Origin of the sequence: Streptococcus sp. M143, from assembly GCF_000162495.1 — a bacterium.
In the GTDB taxonomy this organism is placed as follows: domain Bacteria; phylum Bacillota; class Bacilli; order Lactobacillales; family Streptococcaceae; genus Streptococcus; species Streptococcus dentisani.
In genome coordinates this window covers 759,818-786,439 of the sequence record NZ_GG730097.1, presented here as the reverse complement: position 1 = coordinate 786,439, position 26,622 = coordinate 759,818, and the positions used below count along the sequence as shown (strand labels likewise).

15 protein-coding genes and 2 pseudogenes are annotated in these 26,622 nt (G+C 41.5%); 13 read left to right on the top strand and 4 right to left on the bottom strand.

Annotated elements, in window-relative coordinates; all coding sequences use genetic code 11:
- The 3 genes from HMPREF0850_RS10445 to metK all read left to right on the top strand — a co-directional run.
- On the top strand, positions 1–1,440 hold a 1,440-nt coding region (locus tag HMPREF0850_RS10445), incomplete at its 5' end, for an SHIRT domain-containing protein (protein WP_000313842.1).
- A gap of 265 nt (positions 1,441–1,705) precedes the next feature.
- Positions 1,706–3,049: a DEAD/DEAH box helicase gene (locus HMPREF0850_RS10440; protein ID WP_009014055.1), complete on the top strand. Its 1,344-nt coding sequence runs from the start codon at positions 1,706–1,708 to the stop codon at positions 3,047–3,049.
- Between the two features lie 342 nt (positions 3,050–3,391).
- Positions 3,392–4,582 (top strand): methionine adenosyltransferase, encoded by a 1,191-nt coding sequence (gene metK / locus HMPREF0850_RS10435; RefSeq protein ID WP_000003913.1) that lies wholly within the window; start codon positions 3,392–3,394, stop codon positions 4,580–4,582.
- Positions 4,583–4,653: 71 nt separating this feature from the next.
- On the opposite strand, the gene HMPREF0850_RS10430 is transcribed toward metK, so the two are convergent.
- The 4 genes from HMPREF0850_RS10430 to HMPREF0850_RS10415 form a co-directional block, all read right to left on the bottom strand.
- Positions 4,654–4,953 carry a DUF1827 family protein gene (locus tag HMPREF0850_RS10430; RefSeq protein ID WP_000767205.1) on the bottom strand — a complete coding sequence of 100 codons (300 nt, stop codon included), beginning with the start codon at positions 4,951–4,953 and terminating at the stop codon, positions 4,654–4,656.
- Positions 4,954–5,011: 58 nt separating this feature from the next.
- Positions 5,012–5,464, bottom strand: a complete 453-nt coding sequence (locus HMPREF0850_RS10425) for an NUDIX hydrolase (protein WP_000013175.1) — start codon at positions 5,462–5,464, stop codon at positions 5,012–5,014.
- 131 nt (positions 5,465–5,595) lie between these two features.
- Positions 5,596–7,854, bottom strand: coding sequence for an ATP-dependent Clp protease ATP-binding subunit (locus tag HMPREF0850_RS10420; RefSeq protein WP_000882491.1), 2,259 nt, complete (start codon positions 7,852–7,854; stop codon positions 5,596–5,598).
- A gap of 236 nt (positions 7,855–8,090) precedes the next feature.
- Complete coding sequence (locus tag HMPREF0850_RS10415; RefSeq protein WP_000443579.1) at positions 8,091–8,321, bottom strand: DUF1797 family protein; 231 nt, start codon at positions 8,319–8,321, stop codon at positions 8,091–8,093.
- 190 nt (positions 8,322–8,511) lie between these two features.
- Between HMPREF0850_RS10415 and HMPREF0850_RS10410 the strand changes: the two genes are divergently transcribed.
- The 10 genes and pseudogenes from HMPREF0850_RS10410 to HMPREF0850_RS10370 form a co-directional block, all read left to right on the top strand.
- A complete protein-coding gene (locus tag HMPREF0850_RS10410) occupies positions 8,512–9,195 on the top strand; it encodes an amino acid ABC transporter permease (protein ID WP_001011625.1) in 684 nt (227 codons plus the stop codon).
- A complete protein-coding gene (locus HMPREF0850_RS10405) occupies positions 9,195–9,929 on the top strand; it encodes an amino acid ABC transporter ATP-binding protein (RefSeq protein WP_000140920.1) in 735 nt (244 codons plus the stop codon). Before HMPREF0850_RS10410 ends, HMPREF0850_RS10405 begins: the two co-directional genes overlap by 1 nt.
- A gap of 33 nt (positions 9,930–9,962) precedes the next feature.
- Positions 9,963–10,283: a TfoX/Sxy family protein gene (locus HMPREF0850_RS10400; RefSeq protein WP_000168521.1), complete on the top strand. Its 321-nt coding sequence runs from the start codon at positions 9,963–9,965 to the stop codon at positions 10,281–10,283.
- A 149-nt stretch (positions 10,284–10,432) separates the two neighbouring features.
- The gene (locus HMPREF0850_RS10395) at positions 10,433–11,290 is read left to right on the top strand and encodes a bifunctional methylenetetrahydrofolate dehydrogenase/methenyltetrahydrofolate cyclohydrolase (RefSeq protein WP_000057228.1); all 858 of its coding nucleotides are present in this window, start codon (positions 10,433–10,435) and stop codon (positions 11,288–11,290) included.
- A 4-nt stretch (positions 11,291–11,294) separates the two neighbouring features.
- Complete coding sequence (locus tag HMPREF0850_RS10390; protein ID WP_000673624.1) at positions 11,295–12,068, top strand: HAD hydrolase family protein; 774 nt, start codon at positions 11,295–11,297, stop codon at positions 12,066–12,068.
- 353 nt (positions 12,069–12,421) lie between these two features.
- The gene (locus tag HMPREF0850_RS10385) at positions 12,422–19,687 is read left to right on the top strand and encodes an SIALI-17 repeat-containing surface protein (RefSeq protein WP_001042476.1); all 7,266 of its coding nucleotides are present in this window, start codon (positions 12,422–12,424) and stop codon (positions 19,685–19,687) included.
- Between the two features lie 144 nt (positions 19,688–19,831).
- Positions 19,832–19,960, top strand: a pseudogene (locus HMPREF0850_RS13235) (YSIRK-type signal peptide-containing protein); the annotation flags it as partial.
- Between the two features lie 279 nt (positions 19,961–20,239).
- Positions 20,240–24,976, top strand: a pseudogene (locus HMPREF0850_RS10380) (SIALI-17 repeat-containing surface protein); the annotation flags it as partial.
- A gap of 125 nt (positions 24,977–25,101) precedes the next feature.
- Positions 25,102–25,953 (top strand): NAD(P)H-hydrate dehydratase, encoded by an 852-nt coding sequence (locus HMPREF0850_RS10375; RefSeq protein ID WP_000863008.1) that lies wholly within the window; start codon positions 25,102–25,104, stop codon positions 25,951–25,953.
- A gap of 196 nt (positions 25,954–26,149) precedes the next feature.
- A partial coding sequence (locus tag HMPREF0850_RS10370; protein ID WP_000980486.1) for an exonuclease domain-containing protein occupies positions 26,150–26,622 on the top strand: 473 nt, incomplete at its 3' end.

Below are 26,622 nucleotides of genomic sequence, written 5' to 3'. Positions count from 1 at the left end.
TCACAAACTACATACACCGACGCAGTGAACGACGGCACTTGGACCTTCAAGGGTTATGACACAGCTAGCGCCGTTGTCAACAAGGCTAAAGTAGAGTTTGTAGGGAAATGGTCCTTTGAAGCTAACAAGTACCAAGCTACTTACCGCTTCGAGAGCGCAACATCAGGAAAAGCTCTTCCAGCAGAAATCAGCACTTTGACTCCAAGTGACAGTGCAACTTATGTGAATGGTGCCTCTGTTTCCGCTCAACAACCATCACAAACCACATACACAGATACTGTGAACGACGGCACTTGGACCTTCAAGGGTTACGACGCAGCCAATGCAGTCGTGAACAAGGCAAATGTGGAGTTTGTAGGCAAATGGACCTTTGAAGCTAACAAGTATCAAGCTACTTACCGCTTCGAGAGCGAGACAGCAGGTAAGGCTCTTCCAGCAGCCATCACAGCCTTGACTCCAAGTGACAGTGCAACTTATGTGAATGGTGCCTCTGTTTCCGCTCAACAACCATCCCAAACCACTTACACTGACGCAGTGAACGACGGCACTTGGACCTTCAAGGGTTACGACGCAGCTAGCGCCGTTGTCAATAAGTCCGATGTTGAGTTTGTAGGTAAGTGGGAATTCAAGGCGAATCCGACAAATGCTGAAACTTATACGCCTCAAGTAACGGAAGAAACTATCAAGGTTGGACAAACACCTGACTTAACCGATAATGTGACGAACTTGCCAAGCCTTCCAGCTGGCACTAAGGTAGTTGATATTACACCTGCAGGTCAAATTGACACAACAAAACCAGGTACTTACACAGGTAAGGTACGAGTTGACTATCCAGATGGTTCTTCTACTGAGGTGTCTGTACCAATTAATGTTTTGCCTGCACCAGTAACTGAAACCTATCAAGTGACTTATCGCTTCGAAAGTGCAACCGCAGACAAAAACTTGCCAGCAGAAGTATTGAGCTTACTTCCACAAAGTGGAACATATACTACAAGTTCTTCTGCAGCGATTGCTTTCGTTCCAGAAGCACCGATGCCTGTAGAAGTTGCTGTTGCAAATGGTACATGGACATTCCTAGGTTACCAAGAAGTGGAAGAGGGGGCAAATCTAACCTTCGTCGGTAAGTGGGTCTTTGAAGCTAAGCAAGATCCTAGTCCACAACCACAACCACAGCCGCAACCAGCACCTCAACCAAATCCAGTTCCACCAGTTAATCCAGGAGGAGAGCAGGGGGCTGATAATAATCAGGCAAATAGACTTCAACCAAGAAAACCTGAAGAGAATCCACCAGCTCAAAGTCCAGCAGGAGAAAAGGAAAAACAAGCTACATTGCCAAATACAGGTAGCACTGCACCACTTTCACTCACTGGTCTAATGACTAGCTCTCTTCTTGCAGGTCTAGCAGCGTTGCTTCTTGGTCGCAAGCGTGAAGATGATTAAGTACTAATTTTATCTAGAAGCTTTCGACTTTTAAAAGATTCTTAAGCACCTGCTTGACAAATCTATCTGAGTCGCAAGCTGAAGGCTGAGAGAAGACCAATTTGGTCTTCTCTTTTTGCATTTTGGATAGAAAGCAAATGTGTGATCTCAAGTCTAAGATTGGTATTTGGAGATGTTGAGAGCCTTGTGATAGGTTAGATAAGTGTGGCTACAGAAAAAGAACAAAATATGGTATAATGGTTGGAAGAATAGAATTGAGGATAATATGTCATTTACGAAATTTCAGTTTAAAAACTACATAGAAAAGGCTTTGGAGGAGTTGAAATTTACAACTCCGACAGAGGTTCAAGATAAGTTAATTCCTATTGTCTTGGCAGGTCGTGACTTGGTCGGTGAGTCAAAAACAGGTTCAGGGAAGACCCACACTTTCTTGCTACCCATTTTCCAGCAATTGGATGAAACTAGCGATAGTGTGCAAGCTGTAATCACTGCTCCAAGTCGTGAGTTAGCTACTCAGATTTATCAAGCAGCTCGTCAGATTGTAGCTCACTCAGATGTCGAAGTCCGTGTGGTTAATTATGTGGGTGGTACGGATAAGGCGCGTCAGATTGAAAAACTTGCCATTAGCCAACCACATATCGTTATCGGGACTCCAGGGCGTATCTATGACTTGGTCAAATCTGGTGATTTGGCTATTCACAAGGCTAAGACTTTTGTTGTCGATGAAGCCGATATGACCTTGGATATGGGATTTCTGGAGACCGTTGATAAGATTGCAGGAAGCCTTCCAAAAGACTTGCAATTCATGGTCTTTTCAGCGACTATTCCACAAAAATTGCAACCGTTCTTGAAAAAATACTTGTCAAATCCTGTCATGGAAAGAATCAAGACTAAGACAGTTATCTCAGATACCATTGATAACTGGTTGATTTCGACCAAGGGCCGTGACAAGAATGCTCAGATTTATGAATTGACTCAAGTTATGCAGCCTTATCTAGCAATGATTTTTGTGAATACCAAGACGCGGGCAGATGAATTGCATGCATACTTGACTGCTCAAGGATTGAAGGTGGCTAAGATTCATGGAGATATTGCACCTCGAGAGCGCAAGCGGATTATGAATCAGGTGAAGAATCTTGATTTTGAGTACATTGTCGCAACAGACTTGGCAGCGCGTGGAATTGACATTGAAGGTGTCAGCCATGTCATCAATGATGCCATTCCTCAAGACTTGTCCTTCTTTGTACACCGTGTTGGACGAACTGGACGCAATGGTCTACCTGGTACAGCTATTACCCTTTACCAGCCAAGTGATGACTCGGATATTCGTGAGTTGGAGAAATTAGGGATCAAGTTTATTCCTAAGATGGTCAAAGACGGAGAATTCCAAGATACCTATGACCGTGATCGTCGCGCCAATCGTGAAAAGAAGCAGGATAAGCTTGATATTGAAATGATTGGCTTGGTTAAAAAGAAAAAGAAAAAAGTCAAACCAGGCTATAAGAAGAAGATTCAATGGGCGGTGGATGAAAAACGCCGCAAAACCAAGCGTGCTGAAAATCGTGCACGTGGTCGTGCCGATCGTAAAGCCAAACGCCAAACTTTCTAAGAACAAAATTGGAGCTGAATGGCTCCTTTTTCTAACTTCGTTTTATGATTTTTCAAAAATACTGCAAAAAAAGTAAAAAGTGGTATAATGATAAGGTTATATAGTCCCGATAAGATGGTAGAAATTTCTATCAGTACTTTGTAACTCGCAAAGAATGACGGCTCCAAAGTCGCTCGTCCTTCTACGGTTGCCGCTATAATGCGGTCACCCTATGCGCCTTACTAGCTTCAGAAATAAAAAAGTATCGTTTTTATTTCTTTCGCGTCGTAACTCTTAGACTGTAGAGATACCTATCAGTACTTTGTAACTCTATAACAATATTTTTTAAGGGGGGACATTTTTATGTCAGAACGTAAATTATTCACGTCTGAATCTGTATCTGAGGGGCATCCGGATAAGATTGCAGACCAAATTTCAGATGCGATTTTGGATGCTATTTTAGCAAAGGATCCAGATGCGCACGTTGCTGCCGAGACAGCTGTATACACAGGTTCGGTCCATGTTTTTGGTGAAATTTCTACACATGCTTATGTAGATATTAACCGAGTGGTTCGTGATACCATTGCAGAGATTGGTTATACCAATACAGAGTATGGTTTTTCTGCGGAGACGGTGGGAGTTCATCCGTCACTTGTTGAGCAGTCACCAGATATCGCCCAAGGTGTTAACGAAGCCTTGGAAGTTCGTGGAAATGCAGATCAAGATCCACTGGACTTGATTGGTGCTGGTGACCAAGGTCTTATGTTTGGATTTGCGGTGGATGAGACAGAAGAACTCATGCCTTTACCAATCTCACTTAGCCACAAGTTGGTTCGTCGTTTGGCAGAACTTCGTAAGTCTGGTGAAATCAGCTATCTCCGTCCAGATGCTAAATCACAAGTTACGGTTGAGTATGATGAAAATGACCGTCCAGTACGGGTGGATACAGTCGTTATTTCAACTCAGCACGACCCAGAAGTTAGCAATGAACAAATTCACAATGATGTGATTAGCAAGGTCATCAAAGAGGTAATCCCAGCTTCTTACTTGGATGAGCAAACCAAATTCTTCATCAATCCAACTGGTCGTTTTGTAATCGGTGGACCTCAAGGAGACTCAGGTTTGACTGGTCGTAAGATTATCGTGGATACCTATGGTGGCTACTCTCGTCATGGTGGTGGTGCCTTCTCAGGTAAGGATGCGACGAAGGTGGACCGTTCAGCCTCTTATGCAGCTCGCTACATTGCCAAGAACATCGTTGCAGCAGGCCTTGCTAAGAAGGCAGAAGTACAATTAGCCTACGCTATTGGGGTAGCGCAACCTGTTTCTGTTCGTATCGATACTTTTGGTACAGGAACAGTAGCTGAAAGCAAGCTTGAAAAAGCAGCGCGTCAAATCTTTGACCTTCGTCCTGCAGGAATTATCCAAATGCTGGATCTCAAACGCCCAATTTACCGTCAAACAGCGGCTTATGGACACATGGGACGTACAGATATTGACCTTCCATGGGAACATCTGGATAAGGTAGATGCTTTAAAAGAAGCTGTGAAATAAAACTAAAAGATTGGTAGTTGTGCACTACCAATCTTTTTTGCAAGTGAAAACCAGCTTTTAAGCTGGTCTTCTTATTTTATAGGGATTGAAATCTCAATCAATTTATCTGAATAAAGCGTCTTGATATTGGCTTCATCAATGCTTCCTTTGTCGATTTTACGTTTCAAGAAGAAGTCTTGGATGGTTTCGATTTCAGGTTCACGAATAGCACGGTGTTTGTTGGAAATGAGGATTTCATAGTGAAGCGGGGCTTGCGTGAAAACTACATCTGTGTTTCCAGCAGAATAGACCTCGACAAGAGTTGCGTCTGTGCTTTCTAATTGGCTTTTAACAAGTTGCGAGTGTGAATTAGTCGTGTTGATAAGCTTCATAACAGTTCCTCCGATTTTCTAACTCTATTATAGCACTTTTTGGATAAAATCGTGTATTTTAGCCAATTCCATGCTGGATTTTCCAAGCTTCAATTCCCCATTTATGGCTACCACGTTTGAGTTTTTCAATTGCTTCATCAATAGGAAACCAAGCAATATGATTAAAATCTTCCAATGGTTTTTGTACTTCTTGGAAAGAAATAGCTTCATAGAGATAAGCTGGATTGTAGTAGTAGGTGTCACGGTGACGAGAGTAGAAATACTCATCAGCTTGTCCGAAATAGCTTCCAATTTCAGCAGTAAAACCAAGTTCTTCGATTAGTTCTCTCTTCAGTGCTTCTTGATGATCTTCGCCTGCTTCAATCTCTCCACCTGGCAAGAACCAAGCACCATTGGGGGCTTGAACTAGGACAATTTGTTTTTTCTCCGCATCCGGAATAACTGCGTACACACCATAGCGGGGCTGGTAGGTCACATTCTCTTTTTTATCACCATAAGTTGGGTTTGCCATTGCATTTTCCTCATTCTCTAGTATCTTTATTATTATCATAATGGACGAGGGGCAAGCTGTCAAGAATAAACAGTTATTTTAGTAAAAAAAGGTGCAGAAATTGATAGACTTCCTGCACCTGTTAGATCGTTTTATTCTTCTTTTTCAGAAGCAATCTCTTCTATTTTTTCAGTTTTTTTGGCAGATTTGATTTGAATCTTACCATTGCTTGTCATAACTGCCTTGAGGTCTTTTTCACTTGGGTTTTCAAGGTAGTAGTCTGTGATGGCATCCTCGATATGGTCTTGAATGGTACGGCGGAGTGGGCGTGCCCCCATTTTTGGATCATATCCCAAGTCAACCAACTTTTCCTTGACCTTGTCTGTCACATCAAGGTGGATATTGTTGCTGGAGAGACGTTTGTTGACATCTGCTAGCATGAGTTCGACGATTTGGAGAAGGTTGTCCTTGCTGAGAGGTTTAAATTCGATGATGCCGTCAAAACGGTTCATAAACTCAGGACTAAAGAAGTTGCCGAGTTCACCGAGAACAGAGTTGGTTCGACCTTCACGAGCAGCTCCAAAACCAACGCTGGCTTCGGCTTTACCAGTACCCGCATTTGAGGTCATGATAATGATGGCATCCTTAAAGCTAACTGTTCGTCCTTGCCCATCAGTCAAACGACCATCGTCCAAGACTTGGAGGAACATGTGCATCACATCTGGGTGGGCTTTTTCAACTTCATCGAGAAGGATGAGTGAGTAAGGATTGCGACGAACTTTTTCCGTTAACTGACCAGCTTCATCGTAGCCTACATAGCCTGGAGGGGCTCCGACCAATTTAGCCACACTGTGTTTTTCCATGTATTCACTCATATCAAAGCGAATCATGCTGTCAGCAGAACCAAAGAGTTCAATGGCTAGTTGTTTGGAAAGTTCTGTCTTACCGACACCAGTTGGTCCGACAAAGAGGAAGCTTCCGATTGGGCGGTTAGGAGTTCCAAGTCCAACACGATTACGACGGATGGCCTTGGCAATCTTATCGACAGCTTCATCTTGACCAATGACATGAGCTTTGAGGTCGTCTGCTAGATGGATAAGCTGAGCCTGTTCTTTTTCTTTGAGTTCTCCAACAGGAATATTGGTTTTCTGCTCAATGATGTGTTCGATTGTTTTCTCGCTAATGATAGGAGTATCCTGATCGGTCACCTTGTTTTTCTGCATTTCCTTGTACTTGGCAATCTGATCGCGGAAATAGGCAGCCTTTTCAAAGTCTTCCTCTCGTGTAGCTTGAGCCTTGAGATTCTCAGCCTCAATCAAGCGCTGGTCAATCACTTTAGGATCAACAAAGTTCAGCGTCAGATTCATCTTTGAACCGGCTTCGTCTAAAAGGTCAATAGCCTTGTCTGGCAAGAAGCGGTCTTGGATGTAGCGGTTGGAAAGATTTGCAGCAGCTTCGATAGCAGCATCAGTATACTTGACGTGATGGTAGTCTTCGTATTTCTTTTGAATCCCTTTGAGGATGGTGATGGTTTCTTCGACAGTTGGTTCATCTACCTTGACAGGCTGCATACGGCGCTCTAGAGCAGCATCTTTTTCAATGATACGGTATTCATTGAGAGTAGTGGCACCGACCAGTTGCAATTCACCACGGGCAAGGGCAGGTTTGAGGATATTTCCTGCATCCATATTGCCATCGCCAGCAGATCCTGCACCGACAATTTCATGGATTTCATCGATAAAGAGAATGATGTCCTCGCGTTTGCGGATTTCTTCCATGAGCTTCTGCATACGCTCTTCAAATTGGCCTCGAATCCCTGTTCCTTGAACTAGACTGACCACATCCAGACGGATGACCTGCTTGCCTTGGAGTTTATGGGGAACATCGCCATCGACAATTTTTTGAGCTAGACCTTCAACAACGGCAGTTTTACCGACACCCGGTTCTCCGATAAGGACAGGATTGTTCTTGGTTCGACGGTTGAGGATTTCGATAACACGGATAATCTCCTCATCTCGACCGATAACAGGGTCAATATCTCCTCTACGAGCAATCTCAGTAATGTTGATACCATATTCCTCTAGGAGTCCTCTTTCTTGGCTAGGAGGTGTTTGAAGTGGACCGCGGTTTTGAGGCCCGTAGCCCCCATTGTCCCCATCTCCTCCACCTGATTGAGTGGGAGGGATGTTATTAGAAGAAGGTCTGAAATTGTTCAAATCATTGAAAAAGTCTCCGAAAGGATCAAAGTCACGATTGTTTAAGTCAGTCATTCCTTTAAAGAGGGTATTATTTGGATCTGTTTTGATAATTTTATAGCAGTTTTGACAAAGATCAATTTGCTTTTGCTGTCCATTGATATTGGTATACAGATGAATTGTTGAGTCGTTTATTTTACAGTTTTGACAGAGCATACATCTACCTCATTTCATTCTTATTCTTGGCCTAAGAAAAAGGTCAAGAATAGTCAAAGTTTTATACTCTCATTATAGCATGATTAAGGTGTAAAGCAAGTAAAAAGATTGGGTTAGGGAGATTTCGAGAGAAGTTCTCTAAGAAAATCTTTGCTTATGAGGGTAAGAAAAAATCCCATTTGCAGGGACAAAAAGGATTCTCGTTCATCAGTCAGGTTTTCCCTGCTGCTTTTTTATTAGTAAAGGAGTTCGTAGATCTCCATTGCAATCAAGTCAATGCTATCAAAGGTATAGGTTTCACGCGCTTCAACATCGCGAAGGGTGAAGAGTGATCCATTTTCTTCGTCATAGCTGTATGCAACTTCTGCAACAACAACTCCTTCACGTTCAAAATTACGTTTTAGATTTCCGCCATCTTTTGTCATAGCTTCTAGGCGGTTGATGATTCTAACCAAATGTGATTCCATTATGATTCTCCTCCATTTCTTATCGTTACTATTTTACCATAAACCACGGGGACTTGACTAGAAAAAACTAAGATTTCTCGCTATTTCTCTTTTGCATAAAATTATTGGTGAAAATCAGTAGAAAAATATTGAATTTTAATTCAAGCTATGTTATAATCATACAATCTAATGTTTAGAAAGCTGAGTTTATATGAATTTTTCCTTTTTACCAAAGTATTTACCTTATTTTAATTACGGAGCTCTTATCACTGTAGTGATTTCAATTCTGGTAGTCTTTTTCGGTACCATTCTAGGTGTCTTATTGGCCTTTGCTCAACGCTCACGTTTTAAGCCTCTTGTCTGGTTTGCAAATGTCTATGTATGGATTTTCCGAGGAACACCGATGATGGTGCAAATTATGATTGCATTTGCCCTTATGCACATTGATGCTCCAACTATTCAAGTAGGAATTTTAGGAGTTGATCTTTCTCGTTTGATTCCTGGTATTCTGATTATTTCGATGAATAGTGGTGCCTATGTGTCTGAAACCGTTCGTGCAGGGATCAATGCCGTTCCTAAAGGACAATTGGAGGCGGCTTATTCCTTGGGTATTCGTCCGAAAAATGCCATGCGGTATGTCATTTTGCCACAGGCTATCAAAAATATTCTTCCAGCTCTGGGAAATGAGTTCATCACCATTATCAAGGATAGTTCGCTTTTGTCAACAATCGGAGTCATGGAACTTTGGAATGGAGCTACGACGGTAGCAACGACAACCTATCTACCTTTAACGCCTCTCTTATTTGCAGCCTTTTATTACTTGATTATGACTTCTGTTTTGACAGTGGCTTTGAAGGCATTTGAAAATTACATTGGACAAGGAGACAAGAAATAATGACAGAAACCTTGATTAAAATTGAAGAACTACATAAGTCTTTTGGGAAGAATGAAGTCTTGAAAGGAATCAACCTTGAGATCAAAAGAGGGGAAGTTGTGGTAATTATCGGTCCGTCAGGGAGTGGGAAATCAACTTTCCTTCGTTCGATGAATCTTCTCGAGGAAGCAAGTAAGGGAAAGGTTATCTTTGAAGGAGTTGATATTACGGATAAGAAGAATGATCTTTTTGCTATGCGTGAAAAGATGGGCATGGTATTCCAACAATTCAACCTCTTTCCCAATATGACGGTGATGGAAAATATCACCTTGTCACCAATAAAAACCAAAGGAGAAAGCAAGGAAGTAGCGGAGAAAAGAGCACAGGAACTGTTAGAAAAAGTTGGCTTACCAGATAAGGCGACGGCCTATCCTCAGAGTTTGTCAGGTGGTCAGCAACAACGGATTGCAATTGCACGTGGACTTGCTATGGAACCAGATGTTTTGCTTTTTGATGAGCCGACTTCAGCCCTAGACCCTGAGATGGTTGGAGAAGTCCTAGCTGTTATGCAAGACCTCGCTAAATCAGGGATGACTATGGTGATTGTGACGCATGAAATGGGCTTTGCGCGTGAGGTGGCAGACCGTGTTATCTTTATGGCGGATGGGGTTGTTGTTGAAGATGGAAGGCCAGAAGAGATTTTTGACCATACCCAAGAACAACGGACCAAGGAATTTTTAAGTAAGGTTTTGTAAGACCTCATTTTTAGAAGAAATGGAGTAGAAATCATGGCTTCAAGTAAAGAATGTTTAGCCTTTATTCTCGATCAGCTATCGGAGTTAGAGGAGATGAGTTATCGTCCAATGATGGGAGAGTATATCCTTTATTATCGTGGGAAGATTATTGGGGGAATCTATGATAATCGTCTGTTACTGAAGCCTGTGAAGGTGGTCTTGGATCAACTGGGCCAGACAAGACTTGAACGTCCTTATGAAGGAGCCAAGGAGATGATTTTACTAGAAGACCTTGAAGATAAGTCATTTCTAGCGAGACTAATCAAGGATATGTACGAAGTTTTGCCTGCTCCCAAGGTCAAAAAGAAAGCATGATAAACTTGCCTAAGATAAATAGGCACTAAAAGCTCGATAAGAGCTTTTTCTTATAGTTTCAAACTATAAGGTCTATTAGTCAAGAAGTGTTAGAATGCCAAGGTATTTTTTGATATAATAGAGGATATTTGATAGAAAAGAGAAGAAATATGGCACAGATTATTGATGGGAAGGCTCTTGCAGCTAAGTTACAAGGGCAGTTGGCTGAAAAGACTGCCAAACTAAAAGAAGAAACAGGTCTAGTTCCAGGCTTGGTGGTGATTTTGGTGGGGGACAATCCTGCCAGTCAAGTCTACGTTCGCAACAAGGAACGGTCAGCTCTCGCTGCTGGCTTCCGTAGTGAAGTAGTGCGAGTTCCAGAGACCATTACCCAAGCGGAATTGTTAGACTTGATTGCCAAATACAATCAAGATTCAGCTTGGCATGGGATTTTGGTTCAGTTACCTTTACCAAAACATATCGATGAAGAGGCGGTTTTATTAGCCATTGACCCAGAAAAAGACGTGGATGGTTTCCATCCGCTAAACATGGGACGCCTCTGGTCAGGTCATCCAGTCATGATTCCTTCGACACCTGCAGGAATTATGGAGATGTTTCATGAATATGGGATTGAGTTGGAAGGTAAAAATGCGGTTGTTATCGGTCGTTCGAATATTGTTGGAAAGCCGATGGCTCAGCTTCTTTTGGCTAAAAATGCGACTGTGACTTTGACTCACTCACGCACCCATAATCTTGCTAAGGTTGCTGCTAAGGCGGATATTCTTGTGGTTGCAATCGGTCGCGCTAAGTTTGTGACTCCTGACTTTGTCAAACCAGGGGCAGTTGTCATTGATGTAGGGATGAACCGTGATGAAAATGGCAAGCTTTGTGGAGATGTTGACTATGATGCCGTTGCACCACTTGCCAGTCACATCACACCTGTACCGGGTGGAGTTGGTCCTATGACGATTACCATGCTAATGGAGCAAACCTATCAGTCAGCGCTTCGAACACTAAATAAGGACTAGGAAAATGAAATTCGTATTTGACCTGGATGGAACGCTATCTTTTGACTACATGACCATAGACGAGGAGATTCAGCAGGTTCTTTTAAAGGCTGAAGATTATGGTCATGAGCTTGTGTTTGCCTCAGCTCGCTCTTATCGGGATTGTTTGGGTTTATTAGGTTCCGAACTCAGTCAGCGCTTGGTCATAGGGTTGAATGGAGGCGTAGCCTATCATCTGGGGAAGGCTATCTTCGAAAGGAATCTCGATGCTAAAGTTTATCAGGCGCTAGTGGATTATTGCCAGACTTATAATCTCCCTTTCTTTGTAGATGATTGCTTTGACTATAGTGGTCAGATTGTGGAGAAGATTCCATTTTTCTCCAGTGTGGACCCCCTAAAGGTAGCTCGTCATCAGAAACTCGAGGACTTAGGGACTCCGATTAAGATAGTCGTTTATATGGGCGACCACGAGGATTTGCTTGATGATCTGCTTGGTCAGTTAGAAAGACTGGGGCAGGCTCATCTGTCTTATCATGCGCATGAAAAGTGTCTTTATGTCAACCCCTTAGATACTCACAAGGCTACAACAGTTGAAACGTTATGTGGGGAAAACTTCATCGCCTTTGGAAATGATCAAAACGATATTGAACTGTTTAAGACATCTCTTTATTCAGTTCAGATAGGAGACTTTGCTGGCCTTACTCCATATGCAGATGAAACGTTAGAGCTAAAAGGAGCTCCTTCTCCAGCAGTAGCAGCCAAAATCTTACAGACTTTTGCGGAATTTAAGGGAAAATAGTGTAGAAGGAGGTAGAACAAGGTTCGCCTTCTTTTTATGTAGAGTAATGCAGTCTATAAACTATAAATTTGAAGTTTGAAAAAGATATTAATGGAATTCAATTTGTAGTAGAAAGAGTCTAGAACCGAAAGCTATTTTCATTGCAACTATTCCTTTTAAATGACCCCTTCTTATATATCATTTTATTGGGTTAAATTAATGGAAAATAATTGCAATTTAAGGTGCGTTTTGATATATTTAATATATAAAATATATTATAAAACTTGGTACTTGTTTGTGTATTCAGAAGGAGGTTATTTTTTAAAATAAAGTAAACGCTTACTTTGTATCAAGAAAAAGAAATGAGGATTTCAATGAACAAAAGACTTTTTGATAAACGTTGTCATTATAGCATTCGTAAATTTGCAATAGGTGCGGCATCTGTAATGATTGGGGCTAGTATATTTGGTATTTCTGCTGTACAAGCTGAGGAGGTGGCTTCATCCAATGCTAAAACAGAAGAAACAACTGTTCATCAAGCTCAACCTTTAGATAAGCTTCCCGATGATGTGGCAGCTGCTATTGCAAAGGCTGATGAGAATGGTGGGCGTGAGTTTGTAAAACCAAAAGCTGAATCGGCAGAAGACAAAGTGACTAAGGATACAGAACCTACTACACCTACTAACGAGAGTAGTCGTGAATTGGTTAGTCCTAAAGGGGAAACTCCAAATAAAGTAGAAGAAGGAAACAAGGCTGATAACAAACAGAAATCTGAAGATGCAAATCCAAAGCCTGTTGAATCTGCAGTAACAGCTGGAACAGAAGTGAAAGAGGATTCTAAAAAAACTTCTGAAAAGGACCAAGTGAAAGCAGACACAGAGATTAAACCTTCTTCTGAAAAATCGCAAGTGCTGTCTAGAGAGTCAAACAAAGCCGAAGTTGAAAAGGAAAAACAGCTATTATCGGAACGAAAACAAGATTTTAATAAAGATTGGTATTTTAAACTAAATGCCCAAGGAGATTTTTCAAAAAAAGATGTGGATGTTCATGATTGGTCTAAATTGAATCTTCCTCATGATTGGAGTATTTATTTTGACTTTGATCACAAGTCTCCCGCTCGTAATGAAGGTGGGCAGTTAAATGGTGGAACAGCTTGGTATCGTAAGACTTTCACATTAGACGAAGCAGACAAGAATAAGGATGTTCGTATCAATTTTGATGGGGTTTACATGGATTCAAAGGTCTATGTAAATGGTAAATTTGTCGGACATTATCCAAGTGGCTATAATCATTTTTCATATGATATCACAGAATTTTTAAACAAGGATGGTAGTGAAAATTCAATTACTGTTCAAGTGACCAATAAGCAACCAAGTAGTCGTTGGTATTCAGGAAGTGGGATTTATCGTGATGTAACCCTTAGTTATCGTGATAAAGTCCATGTTGCCGAAAATGGTAATCATATCACTACTCCAAAACTTGCTGAGCAAAAAGAAGGGAATGTTGAAACACAGGTTCAAAGTAAGATTAAAAATACGGATAAGAAGGCTGCTAAAGTCTTTGTGGAACAACAAATTTTTACTAAGGAAGGTAAGGTTGTTTCAGAATTAGTCCGCTCTGAAACGAAGAATTTAGCAGAAAATGAAACTGCAGATTTCAGACAAACAATCCTAGTTAATAAACCAACTCTTTGGACGACAAAAAGTTATCATCCTCAACTGTATGTGTTGAAAACAAAGGTTTATAAAGAAGGTCAACTAGTTGATGTAACAGAAGATACATTTGGTTACCGTTATTTCAATTGGACTGCTAAGGAAGGTTTCTCTCTGAATGGTGAACGCATGAAATTCCACGGAGTAAGTATTCACCATGACAATGGAGCCTTGGGGGCAGAAGAGAATTATAAGGCTACCTATCGTAAATTAAAACTCTTGAAAGATATGGGGGTTAACTCTATTCGAACAACCCACAATCCAGCGAGTCCTCAGTTGCTTGATGCTGCAGCTAGTTTAGGTCTTTTGGTTCAAGAGGAAGCTTTTGATACTTGGTATGGTGGCAAGAAGACTTACGACTATGGACGGTTCTTTGATCAAGATGCAACTCATCCGGAAGCTAAGAAGGGTGAGAAGTGGTCTGATTTTGATCTCAGAACAATGGTAGAACGTGATAAGAATAATCCGTCTATCGTCATGTGGTCTCTTGGAAATGAGGTAGAGGAGGCAAATGGTAGTCCTCGTTCTATCGAAACTGCTAAACGCTTGAAGGCAGTTATCAAAGCGATTGATACTGAGCGTTATGTAACCATGGGGGAAAACAAATTTAGTCGTGCGGCGACAGGTGATTTCTTGAAACTCGCAGAAATTATGGATGCTGTCGGTATGAACTATGGTGAACGTAATTATGATGCTGTTCGTAGAGCGCATCCAGACTGGCTCATTTATGGTTCTGAAACTTCTTCAGCTACTAGGACGCGTGATTCTTATTATAACCCTGCTCAAATCCTTGGACATGACAATCGTCCAAATCGTCACTATGAACAATCTGACTATGGTAATGACCGTGTTGGATGGGGAAGAACAGCTACTGAATCATGGACTTTTGACCGTGATCGTGCTGGCTATGCTGGACAATTTATCTGGACAGGAATTGACTATATTGGAGAACCGACTCCATGGCATAACCAAGATAGTACACCTGTCAAGAGCTCTTACTTTGGTATTATTGATACAGCTGGTTTACCAAAGAATGATTTCTACCTTTACCGTAGTGAATGGTATAGTGCTAAAGAAAAGCCAACTGTTCGCATTTTACCACATTGGAACTGGACTGAAGAGACCCTTAAGGATCGCAAGATGCTGATTGATGGAAAGGTTCCGGTTCGTACCTTCTCAAATGCTGCAAGCGTCGAATTGTTCTTAAATGGAGAGTCGCTTGGTAAAAAGGAATTTACTAAGAAAAGGACAGAAGATGGACGTCCATATCATGAGGGAGCTAAACCAAGTGAATTGTATCTTGAGTGGCTTGTGAAATACCAACCAGGCACACTGACTGCGATTGCTCGAGATGAAAATGGCAACGAAATTGCGCGTGATAGTGTGACAACTGCTGGGGAGCCAGCAAGAGTTCGTCTGACTAAAGAAGAGCATGTTATCACTGCAGATGGAAAGGACCTATCCTACATCCATTATGAAATTGTTGATGGCGATGGTAATGTGGTTCCTACAGCTAACAATCTTGTTCATTTCAATCTTCATGGTCAGGGACAAATCGTTGGTGTGGATAATGGAGAACAAGCTAGTCGTGAACGCTACAAAGCTCAAGCAGATGGAACATGGCAAAGACGTGCTTTCAATGGTAAAGGGGTTGTCATTGTAAAATCAACAGAAAAAGAAGGTAAATTTACTCTTTATGCAGATTCTGCTGGTTTGACATCTGATAGCGCAACGGTCGCAACGGTGTCTGGTAAGAAAGAAAATCGTCACTTTGTAGCCTTTGCTCCTGTAAAAGCAACAACTGATGTGACGACAAATCCTGAATTACCTCAAACAGTAACAGCTATTTATAGTGACGGTAGTGTTGAGGAAAAGACTGTAACTTGGGAAATGCCATCTGACTTGCTTACAAGCGCAGGTGAGAAAAAAGTATCTGGACGCGTAGAAGGTTTGGAAACTAAAGCTGAGGCACTTGTTAAAGTGATTGCTTTAGATAGATGGTTACCAAAAGTTGCTACAGTCCCAGTTGGAACGAATGCGGCTGATTTGGATAAAACGGTCACAGCTGTTCTGACAGATGGTAGCTTGATTGATACTGATGTTGTTTCTTGGACCTTGAAAGACCCTGCTGCTTTGAACAAGGAAGGTGGACGTACGGAGGCTACTGGTAAATTGGTAGATGACGACCGTGAAGTGACTGCAACCTTTATCGCAAGTAGTAAGGAAACAACAAGTAGCATTACAGGACTTACTGTTGGGGATAAAGCTCTTGAGAATTTTGAGTCTGGCAAGACCTATTACCGTGTATCCCTTCCTTACACTGCAACTATTCCAAGTGTTGGAGCTCAGACTACCGGATATCAAGTAACTGTTCAGCAAGCTTCTGCTGATAATGGTTATCAGGCTTCTGTCTTCTTGAGTGACCAAAAGGGTGACTTGGTTCAAACTTACTTAATTCAGTTTGTGAAGGAAGCTCCTGCTTTGAAACGTTTGGAAGTGGTTGTAGAAGGAAAAGAAACTGCCACTGAAGATCAAGTATTAACTTATCACGTCATTGGTCGTTATGAGGATGGTTCACAAACAGAGTTTTCGGCTTCAGATATTCACTTAGAAGCTAAATCATCTGATGGGGGACATCTTGAGGTGAATGGTCAGAATCTATTGCTCTATACTAAGGGAAGAGTGACTTTGACACCTCGAATCGATAATCAAACAGAGAAAACAGAATCTGTAACCACTGAAGTGGTGATTAAAGAAAATAAAGTCAGCAAGAAGATTGTGAAACTTCATCCTGTTTCTGTTTCTACAGATATCAATCAGCAACCGAATCTACCTAAAGAAGTTGGAGCAGAATTTGATAAGGGCTTGCCACGCAAAGTATCTGTAGCTTGGGATAAGGTAGATGAAAAAGAGTTGGGGCACTATCATAGCTTTACGCTTAAAGGACATGTGGAAGGCACAGATATTGAAGCTCAAGCGACTGTAACGGTTGAAGGATTGCAAGTTGCAGAGGAAATCAGTCTCACAGTACCTAAGGGTGAGACGGTTCAATTGCCAGCTAATGTCCGGGCTTACCATTCTAACGGAACAACTATCTACAAAGATGTTGTTTGGGATCAGGTTCCAGCCAACTTTAGTCAAACTGAAGGGGTCTATGAAATCAATGGTCGTTTAGTAGGTAGCAATCTGACAACTAAAGCTCATGTTCGAGTGTCTAGTCAAGTGGTTGCTGGAAATAATATCTCTAAACAATGGACAGGTTCACAATTACCAGCTGCCATTGTATCCAATACAGGAGGAGATGACACAGCCAACACCTTGAACGATTTGACTGTATCAAGAACGCCATCAGATGCTAAAAATAGATGGACTACTTGGAGAACAAATACTGATAATGACTGGGCTTCTATCTTATTTGGTAATTCAGGAGACTTGACGAAGCGTTTTGTCAACAATTTGTCGGTTGATTTCTATACTGATGGAGCAATTGGTCTTCCAAAAGAATATGTAGTTGAATATTATGTAGGTAAAGAAATTCCAGATTTACCAAGTGATGTCAGTCATGCGCAACGAGATAGCAATCATCCATTTAATAATCCAGACAATTGGAAAGCAGTTGAAAACTTACATGCTCCAAGTCAGCTGTCTGCAACTCAAACCAATCACTTCACATTTGACAAGGTCGAAACCTACGCTGTTCGTATTCGTATGAAGAAAGCAGATGGAACATCAGGTGTTGGTCTGACAGAGCTAACTGTGCTTGGAAACAAGGTCTTAAGTGAAACAAGTTCAGAGATTTCTATCAAGGTAGATGGCAAGGATCTTGAACATTTTAATCCATCTAAGACAGATTACTATATTCCTCAATCTAGCAAAGAAATCACAGCAACAGCTAGCAATAATGGTTTGGTAACAGTTGTTCCTGCAACAAGTCCAAAAGGTGCAACACGTCTCATCTTGAAAGCAGAAGATGGTACGGTGTTGAAAGAATATCGAATTTTCCGCAATGATGAGAGAGAAACTAGTCAACCTCTTGCTGCAGAAAACAGTGCTAAAATCTTGAATGTTGGAGACAATCTTCAACTTCCTTCAGAAGTAAGTGTTTATTATCCAACTTCAACTAATTGGACTACAGATAAACTTGCAGTGAAGTGGGATGCTATTCCTGAACATGCGACAGAGCATGAGGGAACATTTGAAGTTACCGGTCATGTCATTGGTACAAATCTAACGACTAAAATGCAGGTGACAGTTGTTTCTAAAGGCAATCAAGTCATTTCAGAAAATCCAAGCAACAATGAAACTGATTCTAAAGCCTTTGCTTCGACAACGAACGATACTCAAGCAGCTTCACATGATCGAATTTTCTATATCAATGATGGAAAATACAATGAAGATGGACGTTGGACAAACTGGTCTCGTACTCCGAAAAATCAAGAAACTTCTGTTGGATTACTCTTTAAGAAGGATGGAAAAATTGCTTCTCAATCTATTGGGAAAGTAGCCATTCAGTTCTTTAAAGATAGTGGCACAGATGCTCCAGAGAAAATGGTTCTAGAAAGATATATTGGTCCTGCTTTTACAGAACCAAGTACGATTTCTCGTTACGAAGAAAATGCCGATCATCCATTTAACAAGGCAGAAAATTGGGCACCAATTTCTTACAAAGCTTCTGGAGAATTAGTAGCTGGTAAACCAATCGAGTTTAACTTTGAACCGGTTCAAACGACAGCTATTCGTGCGCGCATGACTCGTAAGGCTACCACCAATGGTCTTGCACTTGTAGAATTTACAGCCTACTCTGCAGGCAAGGGATCAGAAGTGGAAACACCATCAGCGACTATTTCGATCGACGGAAAAGCATTGGAAAACTTTGATCCAAATGTGACAGATTACACTCTAACAACAATGGGTTCAAAACCAAAAGTCACTGCAACAACTAGTGGACATGGAGTAGTTACAGTTGTGGATTCTGGAAATGCCAATCTTCCAACACTGGTTCGTCTTGTTTCCAAAGATGGAAATCTGGTGAAAGAATATCGTTTACACTTTAAGTCTACCTTCCAAACAACACCAACAGAAGGCGTTAAGAACTTAGTAGCAGAAACTCCAAGTTTGGAAATTGAAAAGACTCCGCTTCCGTTTAAAGAAGTTATTCGTGAAAACCCTGAACTTGCTCAAGGTCAACGTCGTATCGTTTCTGAAGGACAAGATGGAGAAAAAGTTGACTATATTCAAGTTTTGGGTACTACTAGAAGTCTTGTTCATTCTGAAGAAAGAAAGGCTCAGGATCGCATTGTTGAAGTAGGAGTGAAAGCATCTATTTCAAGTAGTAAAGGCGAGGAGCCAGCTCCAGTCAATGAAGTTCCAGAATTCAAAGGTGGTGCTAACTTTGTAGAAGCAGCAGTCAATGAAGTTCCAGAATTCAAAGGAGGTGCTAACTTTGTAGAAGCAGCAGTCAATGAAGTTCCAGAATTCAAAGGAGGTGCTAACTTTGTAGAAGCAGCAGTCAATGAAGTTCCAGAATTCAAAGGAGGTGCTAACTTTGTAGAAGCAGCAGTAAACGAAGTTCCAGAATACACAGGAACTCTTGCTACTGTAGGAGATCAAGCGGCACCAAGCGTTGAGAAACCTAAATTTAAGGGCGGCGTTAATGCTGTAATGGCTCTAGAACATAAACTTCCAGAGTATCATGGTGTTCTAGCCACGGTAGGAAATGAGGAAGCGCCTGTTCTTGAAAAACCAGATTATCCAGTAGAGCTATTAGCTCATGACCAGACTATAAAACCAAATGTTTCAGTAGTAAAAGAAGAGCAAAATAGATTACCAGAAACAGGTGAGGGAGAATCTGAAACAGCCATTTTCTTGGCAGGTGTTAGCTTGGCCTTGTCAGCAGCCCTGTTAACTGCAAAACGAAAAGAGGATTAGTTTGTGCGTCTAATGCTATCCTATTGGTATAGCCTGGTCGATGATAAAAAATCACATCGATAAATGAGTTGAAGAGATGGAGAGGACCGATTAGGCCTCTCCGTCTTTACTAGTAAAAATGGAATCGTTTACTTTCGTGTTTGGATGAAAGGAGATAAGATAAAGATGGATAAAAATTTTTTCAATAAACGTTGTCATTACAGTATTCGTAAATTCGCTATTGGAGTAGCTTCTATTATGATTGGTGCCAGTATCTTTGGTGTTAATTTAGTAGAGGCAGCAGAAACAGGTAGTGTAGGAGATAAAGAGGGAACTATAACTCAAGCTCAGCCATTGGAAAAGTTACCTGATGAACTTGCAGCAGTTTTGAAGAAAGCAGAAGAAAATGCTGGGAAGGAAGCTAGCTCGACAGTTGGAAATGGAGAAACTACAGGAACGATTGGTTCTACTGATTCGACAAATAATCTTAAACCAGCTGAAGCACCTGGAATTCCAGAGAATGAAACAAAGCCGTCTGAAGCCATGAGTGGAGGACAAAATGATAAAGAAATCGCTAAACCTAGTCAACCAATTACACCTGAAACTCCAAAAGTAGAGCAAACAGGTGATGGGACAGTTGAGTTGGCAGATCAATTCACTGCAAGCAAACCAGCTAGCGAAGACAGCATTGCAGCTGCTAGCAAGAGCAATGACTATCTTAAGAAAGAGTACAAGGTCTTCCCAACTCCACAAAAAGTGACCTATGGCGAAGGTGTTACAGCTCTTCGTAAGCAAGTCAATCTGGTTATGGGGGATCAACTCGATATCTATACTCGCAATCGCTTGAAGAGTGTCTTGCAGGACAATCAAGTATCTTACAAAACTAGTAAAACGGTCGTTTCTGGCGCAACTAATATCTATCTTGGAGTGCATGGACAAGGTTCACAAGCAGAACAAAACTTGTCCAAGGTTTCCGCAGGTCTCTTTGACAAAATTGATGCTTATGCTCTGACCATCAAGGACAACTCTATCTTCATCGTCGGAAAAGACACAGATGCGGTCTTTTATGGTTTGACAACCTTGAAACATATGCTCAAGGAAAGTCAAGTGCCAGTCCTTCGCAATGTGACAGTGGAAGATTACGCTGAAATCAAGAACCGTGGGTTTATCGAAGGTTACTATGGAAATCCATGGTCTAATGAAAATCGTAAAGAATTGATGCGTTATGGAAGTGAATTGAAGTTAACTCAATACTATTTCGCACCAAAAGATGATCCATACCACAATAAGAAATGGCGTGAACTTTACCCAGAAGAAAAACTGGCTGAAATCCGAGAACTTGCACGTGTCGGTAATCAAACAAAGACACGTTATGTTTGGACCATCCATCCATTTATGAACAATCGTATCCGCTTTGGCAATGAAGCGCATTACCAGGCTGATCTTGCAACCATAAAGGCTAAGTTTACTCAGTTGTTGGACGTGGGAGTGCGTGAATTTGGTGTGCTTGCAGATGATGCACCAAGCCCAGTTGGTGGTTACCATAGTTATGTTCGCTTGATGAAGGATATCACAAATTGGTTGACTGAAAAACAAACAACATACAGTGGTCTCCGTAAAGATATGATTTTTGTTCCTGCCTGGTACATGGGGCAAGGAACTGAAGCTGAACTTCGAACCTTGAATGAATATCTTCCTGAAAATGTCCATTTAACTCTTACTGGTGGAAAGGTCTGGGGGGCTGTTGACCAAACATTCTTAACGAACTTAAAGAAAAATTTAACAGAAGGTGGTAAGACTTACCGTCCAATTCAGTTCTGGATTAACTGGCCATGTAATGATAATACAAAACCCCACCTAATTCTTGGAGGCGGTGAAAAATTCTTACATCCAAATGTTGATTTATCACTTGCACAAGGAATTATGCTAAATCCAATGCAACAATCTGAAGCATCTAAAGTGGCACTTTTTGATATGGCTCAGTATGGATGGAAACAATGGAGAAGTGTAGAAGAAGCAGAACAAATCAACGATATGGCCTTTAACTATGTAGTTAATGATCATTTTGAAGAAAGCAGTGTTTCGAAGGCTTTTCGAGAACTCGGAAAACACATGCGCAATCAAAATAGACCTCCCCATGTCACTAAATTAGAAGAGTCTGTAGAATTGGCTCCAAAATTGACAGAATTCTATAACAAACTCAAATCTGGTCAAAATCTGGATACTGAAAGAAAAGAGTTGAGGGAAATTTTTGCTGATTTGAAAGCCAATGCTCTATTACTTAAAGAAAAAGGTGATCAGAAATTAATCGAACAAATTCACTATTGGTTAGAGAATACAGTAGATCAAATGAACGCGCTTGAAGCTTTCCTAACAGCTACAGAAGGTCTTACTGAAAAGAATGATGCCAAGGTGTGGGAGTATTATCAGGCCGGAGTCAAACATTATGACCAGTCAGTTAAGTATGCCTTCTTTTACGTTGACCATTATGAATACGCAGAATTTGGTGTCCAACATATTCGACCATTTATCAATAATCTCAAAGAATACTTAGCCTTACATATCCAAGCAATGTTGAATCCAGATAAATTTGTGACAACATTTATTACGAATCGTGCTGGAATAGAAGGCGGATTGAAAGAAGTCACAGATGGTGACTTTGATACACATGTGATTGCCAAAACAACCATTGTGATTGAGAGAGGCGATTATGTAGGCTTGCGCTTTAATAAGGCAATTAAAATACACAAATTAGGTTTCGCTACAGGTACTAATACGGCCGATAATTATACCTTTAGTAATGCTCTTGTTGAATATCAAAATGAACATGGAGAATGGGTAGCCATAACGACCCCCGCTTATACTGGTAGAGAACGTATTCTGGAATTTAATGACCTCGATATCACAGCTCAAGCTGTTCGTATGATAGCAACAGCTAAGAAGGATAATGCTTGGCTTGCCATGCGTGAAATTGCTGTTAACAGACCCCTAGAATTGGGTAGTAAGAAGGTTAGGGGCACTATTAGTTTAAGTCCAAACCTTGTTTACAAATATGGAACAAGTGTTGTTCAGATGCAAGATGGTCGAGAAAACACAGAATCCATGATGGCACATGTTGATCAGACCAATGTCACACCAGCGCAAGCCTGGGTACAAATGGACTTAGGTGGACTGCACAAAGTAAAACGAGTTCATCTGATGCAAGGGGAACGAGACAAACTAGCATCTGGTGTCATCGAATATTCTGCAGATGGTACAAATTGGACAACGCTTCAAAATTTATCAGGGCAACGAACTTCTGATATTGTGCAAGAATTTACAACTCGTTTTGTTCGCATTCGCAATACACAAACCTTAAATAAGTGGTGGAGAATTGCGGAATTTACAGTAGATGTCGATAGTCCAAATCTTGACTTAACAGATACCAACGTTGATGCCTTGAAGGAAACACCAGTAGTGGATAGCTTAGGCAGTTACGAACTTCAAATTCCAGCTGGAACCAAACTCCCTGCTCATAGCTATCTAGGAATGAAGCTTGACCGTATCCATCAGATCAAGAGCATCCAGCTCAAAGGCCAAGCCAACCCTGCTCTTAGCCTAGAGTATTCTGCAAATGCGCAAGAGTGGACGTCAGCTAGCCAGTTGAAAGACAGATCTGTCGCAACCCACTTGGTACGTTATGTTCGTCTGGTCAACAAAACGGATCAGGAACAAGCTGTGACAGCCACTTCTCTCCTTGTGACAACCAAAGAAGTACAACCAACCAAACTAGAATCTACAACTATGGGCATTCATCCAACATACGGCAGCAATGATGTTCGTAAACTGAACAACCTAGATCAACTATTTGACGGTGTTTACAACAACTTCGTTGAGTTTTCAGACTATGCCCATAAAGATGGTCATGTAACCTTGAAACTTGGTAGCGAACGCACGATTAAGAAAATCAGAGCCTACATCCAAGACGGAACTCAAAACTATCTTCGTGATGGTAAGATCCAAGTCAGCCAAGACGGTAAAACTTGGACAGATGTCGTGACAGTGGGAGATGGTGTGGCTAATAGTCAACACGATGATTCTCTGACAGATGGTTGGACACATGATTCTAAGATGCCAGGAAATCGCTACATCGAGGGTGAATTGGCTACACCAGTCAAAGCTAACTATCTCCGTGTCCTCTATACTGCAGACTATGATGCTCGTTTTGTAGGCTTTACAGAATTGGTCATCAATGATGGCGAATTTGTCAAACCAATCAATGATCCAACAGTAGAAGGAAGTAGTGGAGAAAGCCAAGGTAATCTTTACAATAATCTTGTAGACGGCAAAGTCTTGACCAGCTACAAGTCTGAAAAAGACAAGGGCGAGTTAGTTTATCACTTATCTGAGCCAACCAATACCAACCACCTTCGTCTCGTTTCCAGTCTTCCTGAAGGAGCGAAAGCACGTGTTCTTGCTAGAACACTTAAGGATGGTCAAGACAGTTGGACAGACCTCGGTGCCATTACATCTAGTCTCCAAACCTTCGCTATCCGAAATGGTGGCTCTCTTCTAGACGTCAAATTAGTCTGGGAAGGTGGCAAGGCTGAGTTTTATGAATTGGCAAGCTTCCATCAAGAATTAACAGAAGAACCTGTTCAGTCAAGCAAGGGCGAAGAGCCAGCACCCGTTCTTGAGGTTCCTGAATTCACAGGTGGTGTCAATGCAGTTGAAGCCCTAGTACATGAACTTCCAGAGTACACAGGCCCAGTAGCGACAGTAGGTGACCAAGCTGCTCCAACAGTAGAGAAACCTGAGTTCAAGGGTGGTGTCAATGCAGTTGAAGCCCTAGTACATGAACTTCCAGAGTACACAGGCCCAGTAGCGACAGTAGGTGACCAAGCTGCCCCAACGGTAGAGAAACCTGAGTTCAAGGGCGGTGTCAATGCAGTGATGGCTCTAGTGCATGAATTGCCAGAATACACAGGCCCGCTAGCAACAGTAGGAGACCAAGCTGCTCCAACAGTAGAGAAACCTGAGTTCAAGGGCGGTGTCAATGCAGTGATGGCTCTAGTGCATGAATTGCCAGAATACACAGGCCCGCTAGCAACAGTAGGTGATCAAGCTGCTCCAACAGTAGAGAAACCAGAGTTCAAGCTAAGTTCGTTAGAAAAAACTCAGACTTCAGGAGCACCAGTTCAAATTGCCAAAGAAGACAAGAGATTGCCAGAAACTGGTGAGAAACAGTCAGAAACAGCTATTTTCTTGGCAAGTGTTGGACTAGCTCTATCTGCTATCTTTGTCGCAAAAAGTAAAAAAGAAATTAATTGACTTTGAAAAAAGAGATATTTCGTAGAGGGGCTTTGTCCCCTCTTTTTCTATATGAAGGAAGAGATTTATGTTTAAGATGCAAGGTCAATAAACTTTATAGTATAATGAATAGAGAGGAAAGAACGATGAAAGTGATTGATCAAGCCTTACTAGAAAAAGTCATTATTGAACGTTCTCGTACCAGTCATAAAGGAGACTATGGCCGTCTGCTCTTGCTTGGTGGGACCTATCCTTATGGTGGAGCCATCATCATGGCTGCCTTGGCAGCTGTAAAAAGTGGTGCAGGATTGGTGACAGTTGGAACAGATAGGGAAAATATCCTTGCTCTACACAGTCATTTACCTGAGGCTATGGCCTTCTCTCTTCAAGATCAGCAATTGTTAAAAGAGCAATTGGAGAGGGCAGAAGTTGTCTTATTGGGACCTGGTTTACGAGACGATACTTTTGGAGAAGAACTAGTCAAACAGGTCTTTGCTAGCTCAAGACAGAATCAGATTTTGATTGTAGACGGAGGTGCCTTGACTATTCTCGCTAGGATAAGTCTGTCATTTCCTTCTAGCCAGCTTATCCTAACTCCCCACCAAAAGGAGTGGGAAAAACTGTCTGGAATTACGATTGAAAAACAAAACGAAGGTACAACAGCTAGTGCTTTGACTTCTTTCCCTCAAGGAACAATTTTGGTAGAGAAGGGTCCGGCTACTCGTATTTGGCAAGCTGGCCAATCTGATTGTTACCAGTTACAGGTTGGTGGTCCCTATCAGGCGACTGGGGGAATGGGAGATACTCTGGCTGGAATGATTGCAGGATTTGCAGGTCAGTTTCACCAAGTCAGTCTCTATGAGAGAGTGGTGGTAGCGACTCACCTTCATTCAGCTATCGCGCAAGAACTAGCTCAAGAAAATTACCTTGTCTTGCCTACCGAAATTAGTAAAACTCTTCCGAAAACAATGAAAAAAATATCTCAAAAAGGCAGCTAATACCTTGGTTGTCTTTTTATGTTGATGTAGGTTTGTTGATAAGGTTTTCAAACACCTCAGAACCAGCAATCAACTGCTGAACTTACGAGGAATTCTCACTTTTAAGGTCTTGATTTTTACTCAAACTCAAAAGAAAAGCGAGGTTGTTATCAAAGTTGAGGGGTGTCAAATCATGCTTTTTTTGATATAATTTTTAATGATGAATGCAAGAAATGATCGGTATGTGGTCGTTGATTTAGAGGCGACCAGCACCGGAAGCAAGGCAAAAATTATTCAAGTAGGCATTGTGGTGATTGAGAATGGTGAAATCATCAATCAGTATGCGACTGATGTCAATCCCCACGAACCCTTGGATTCTCATATCAAAGAATTAACGGGTCTGACCGATCGGCGTTTGGCTGCGGCACCAGAGTTTTCTCAGGTGGCCGGAAAAATTTTTGAATTGGTTAAGGACGGTATTTTTGTTGCGCACAATGTACAGTTTGATGCCAACCTTCTTGCAGAATTTCTCTTTTTTGAAGGATATGAATTGCGCACACCGCGGGTGGATACAGTTGAGCTTGCTCAAGTTCTGTATCCTCAGTTTGAAAAGTATAACTTAGGAATCCTTTGTCAAGAGTTGGGCATTGAGCTGGAACATGCCCATACTGCCCTGTCAGATGCTCAGGC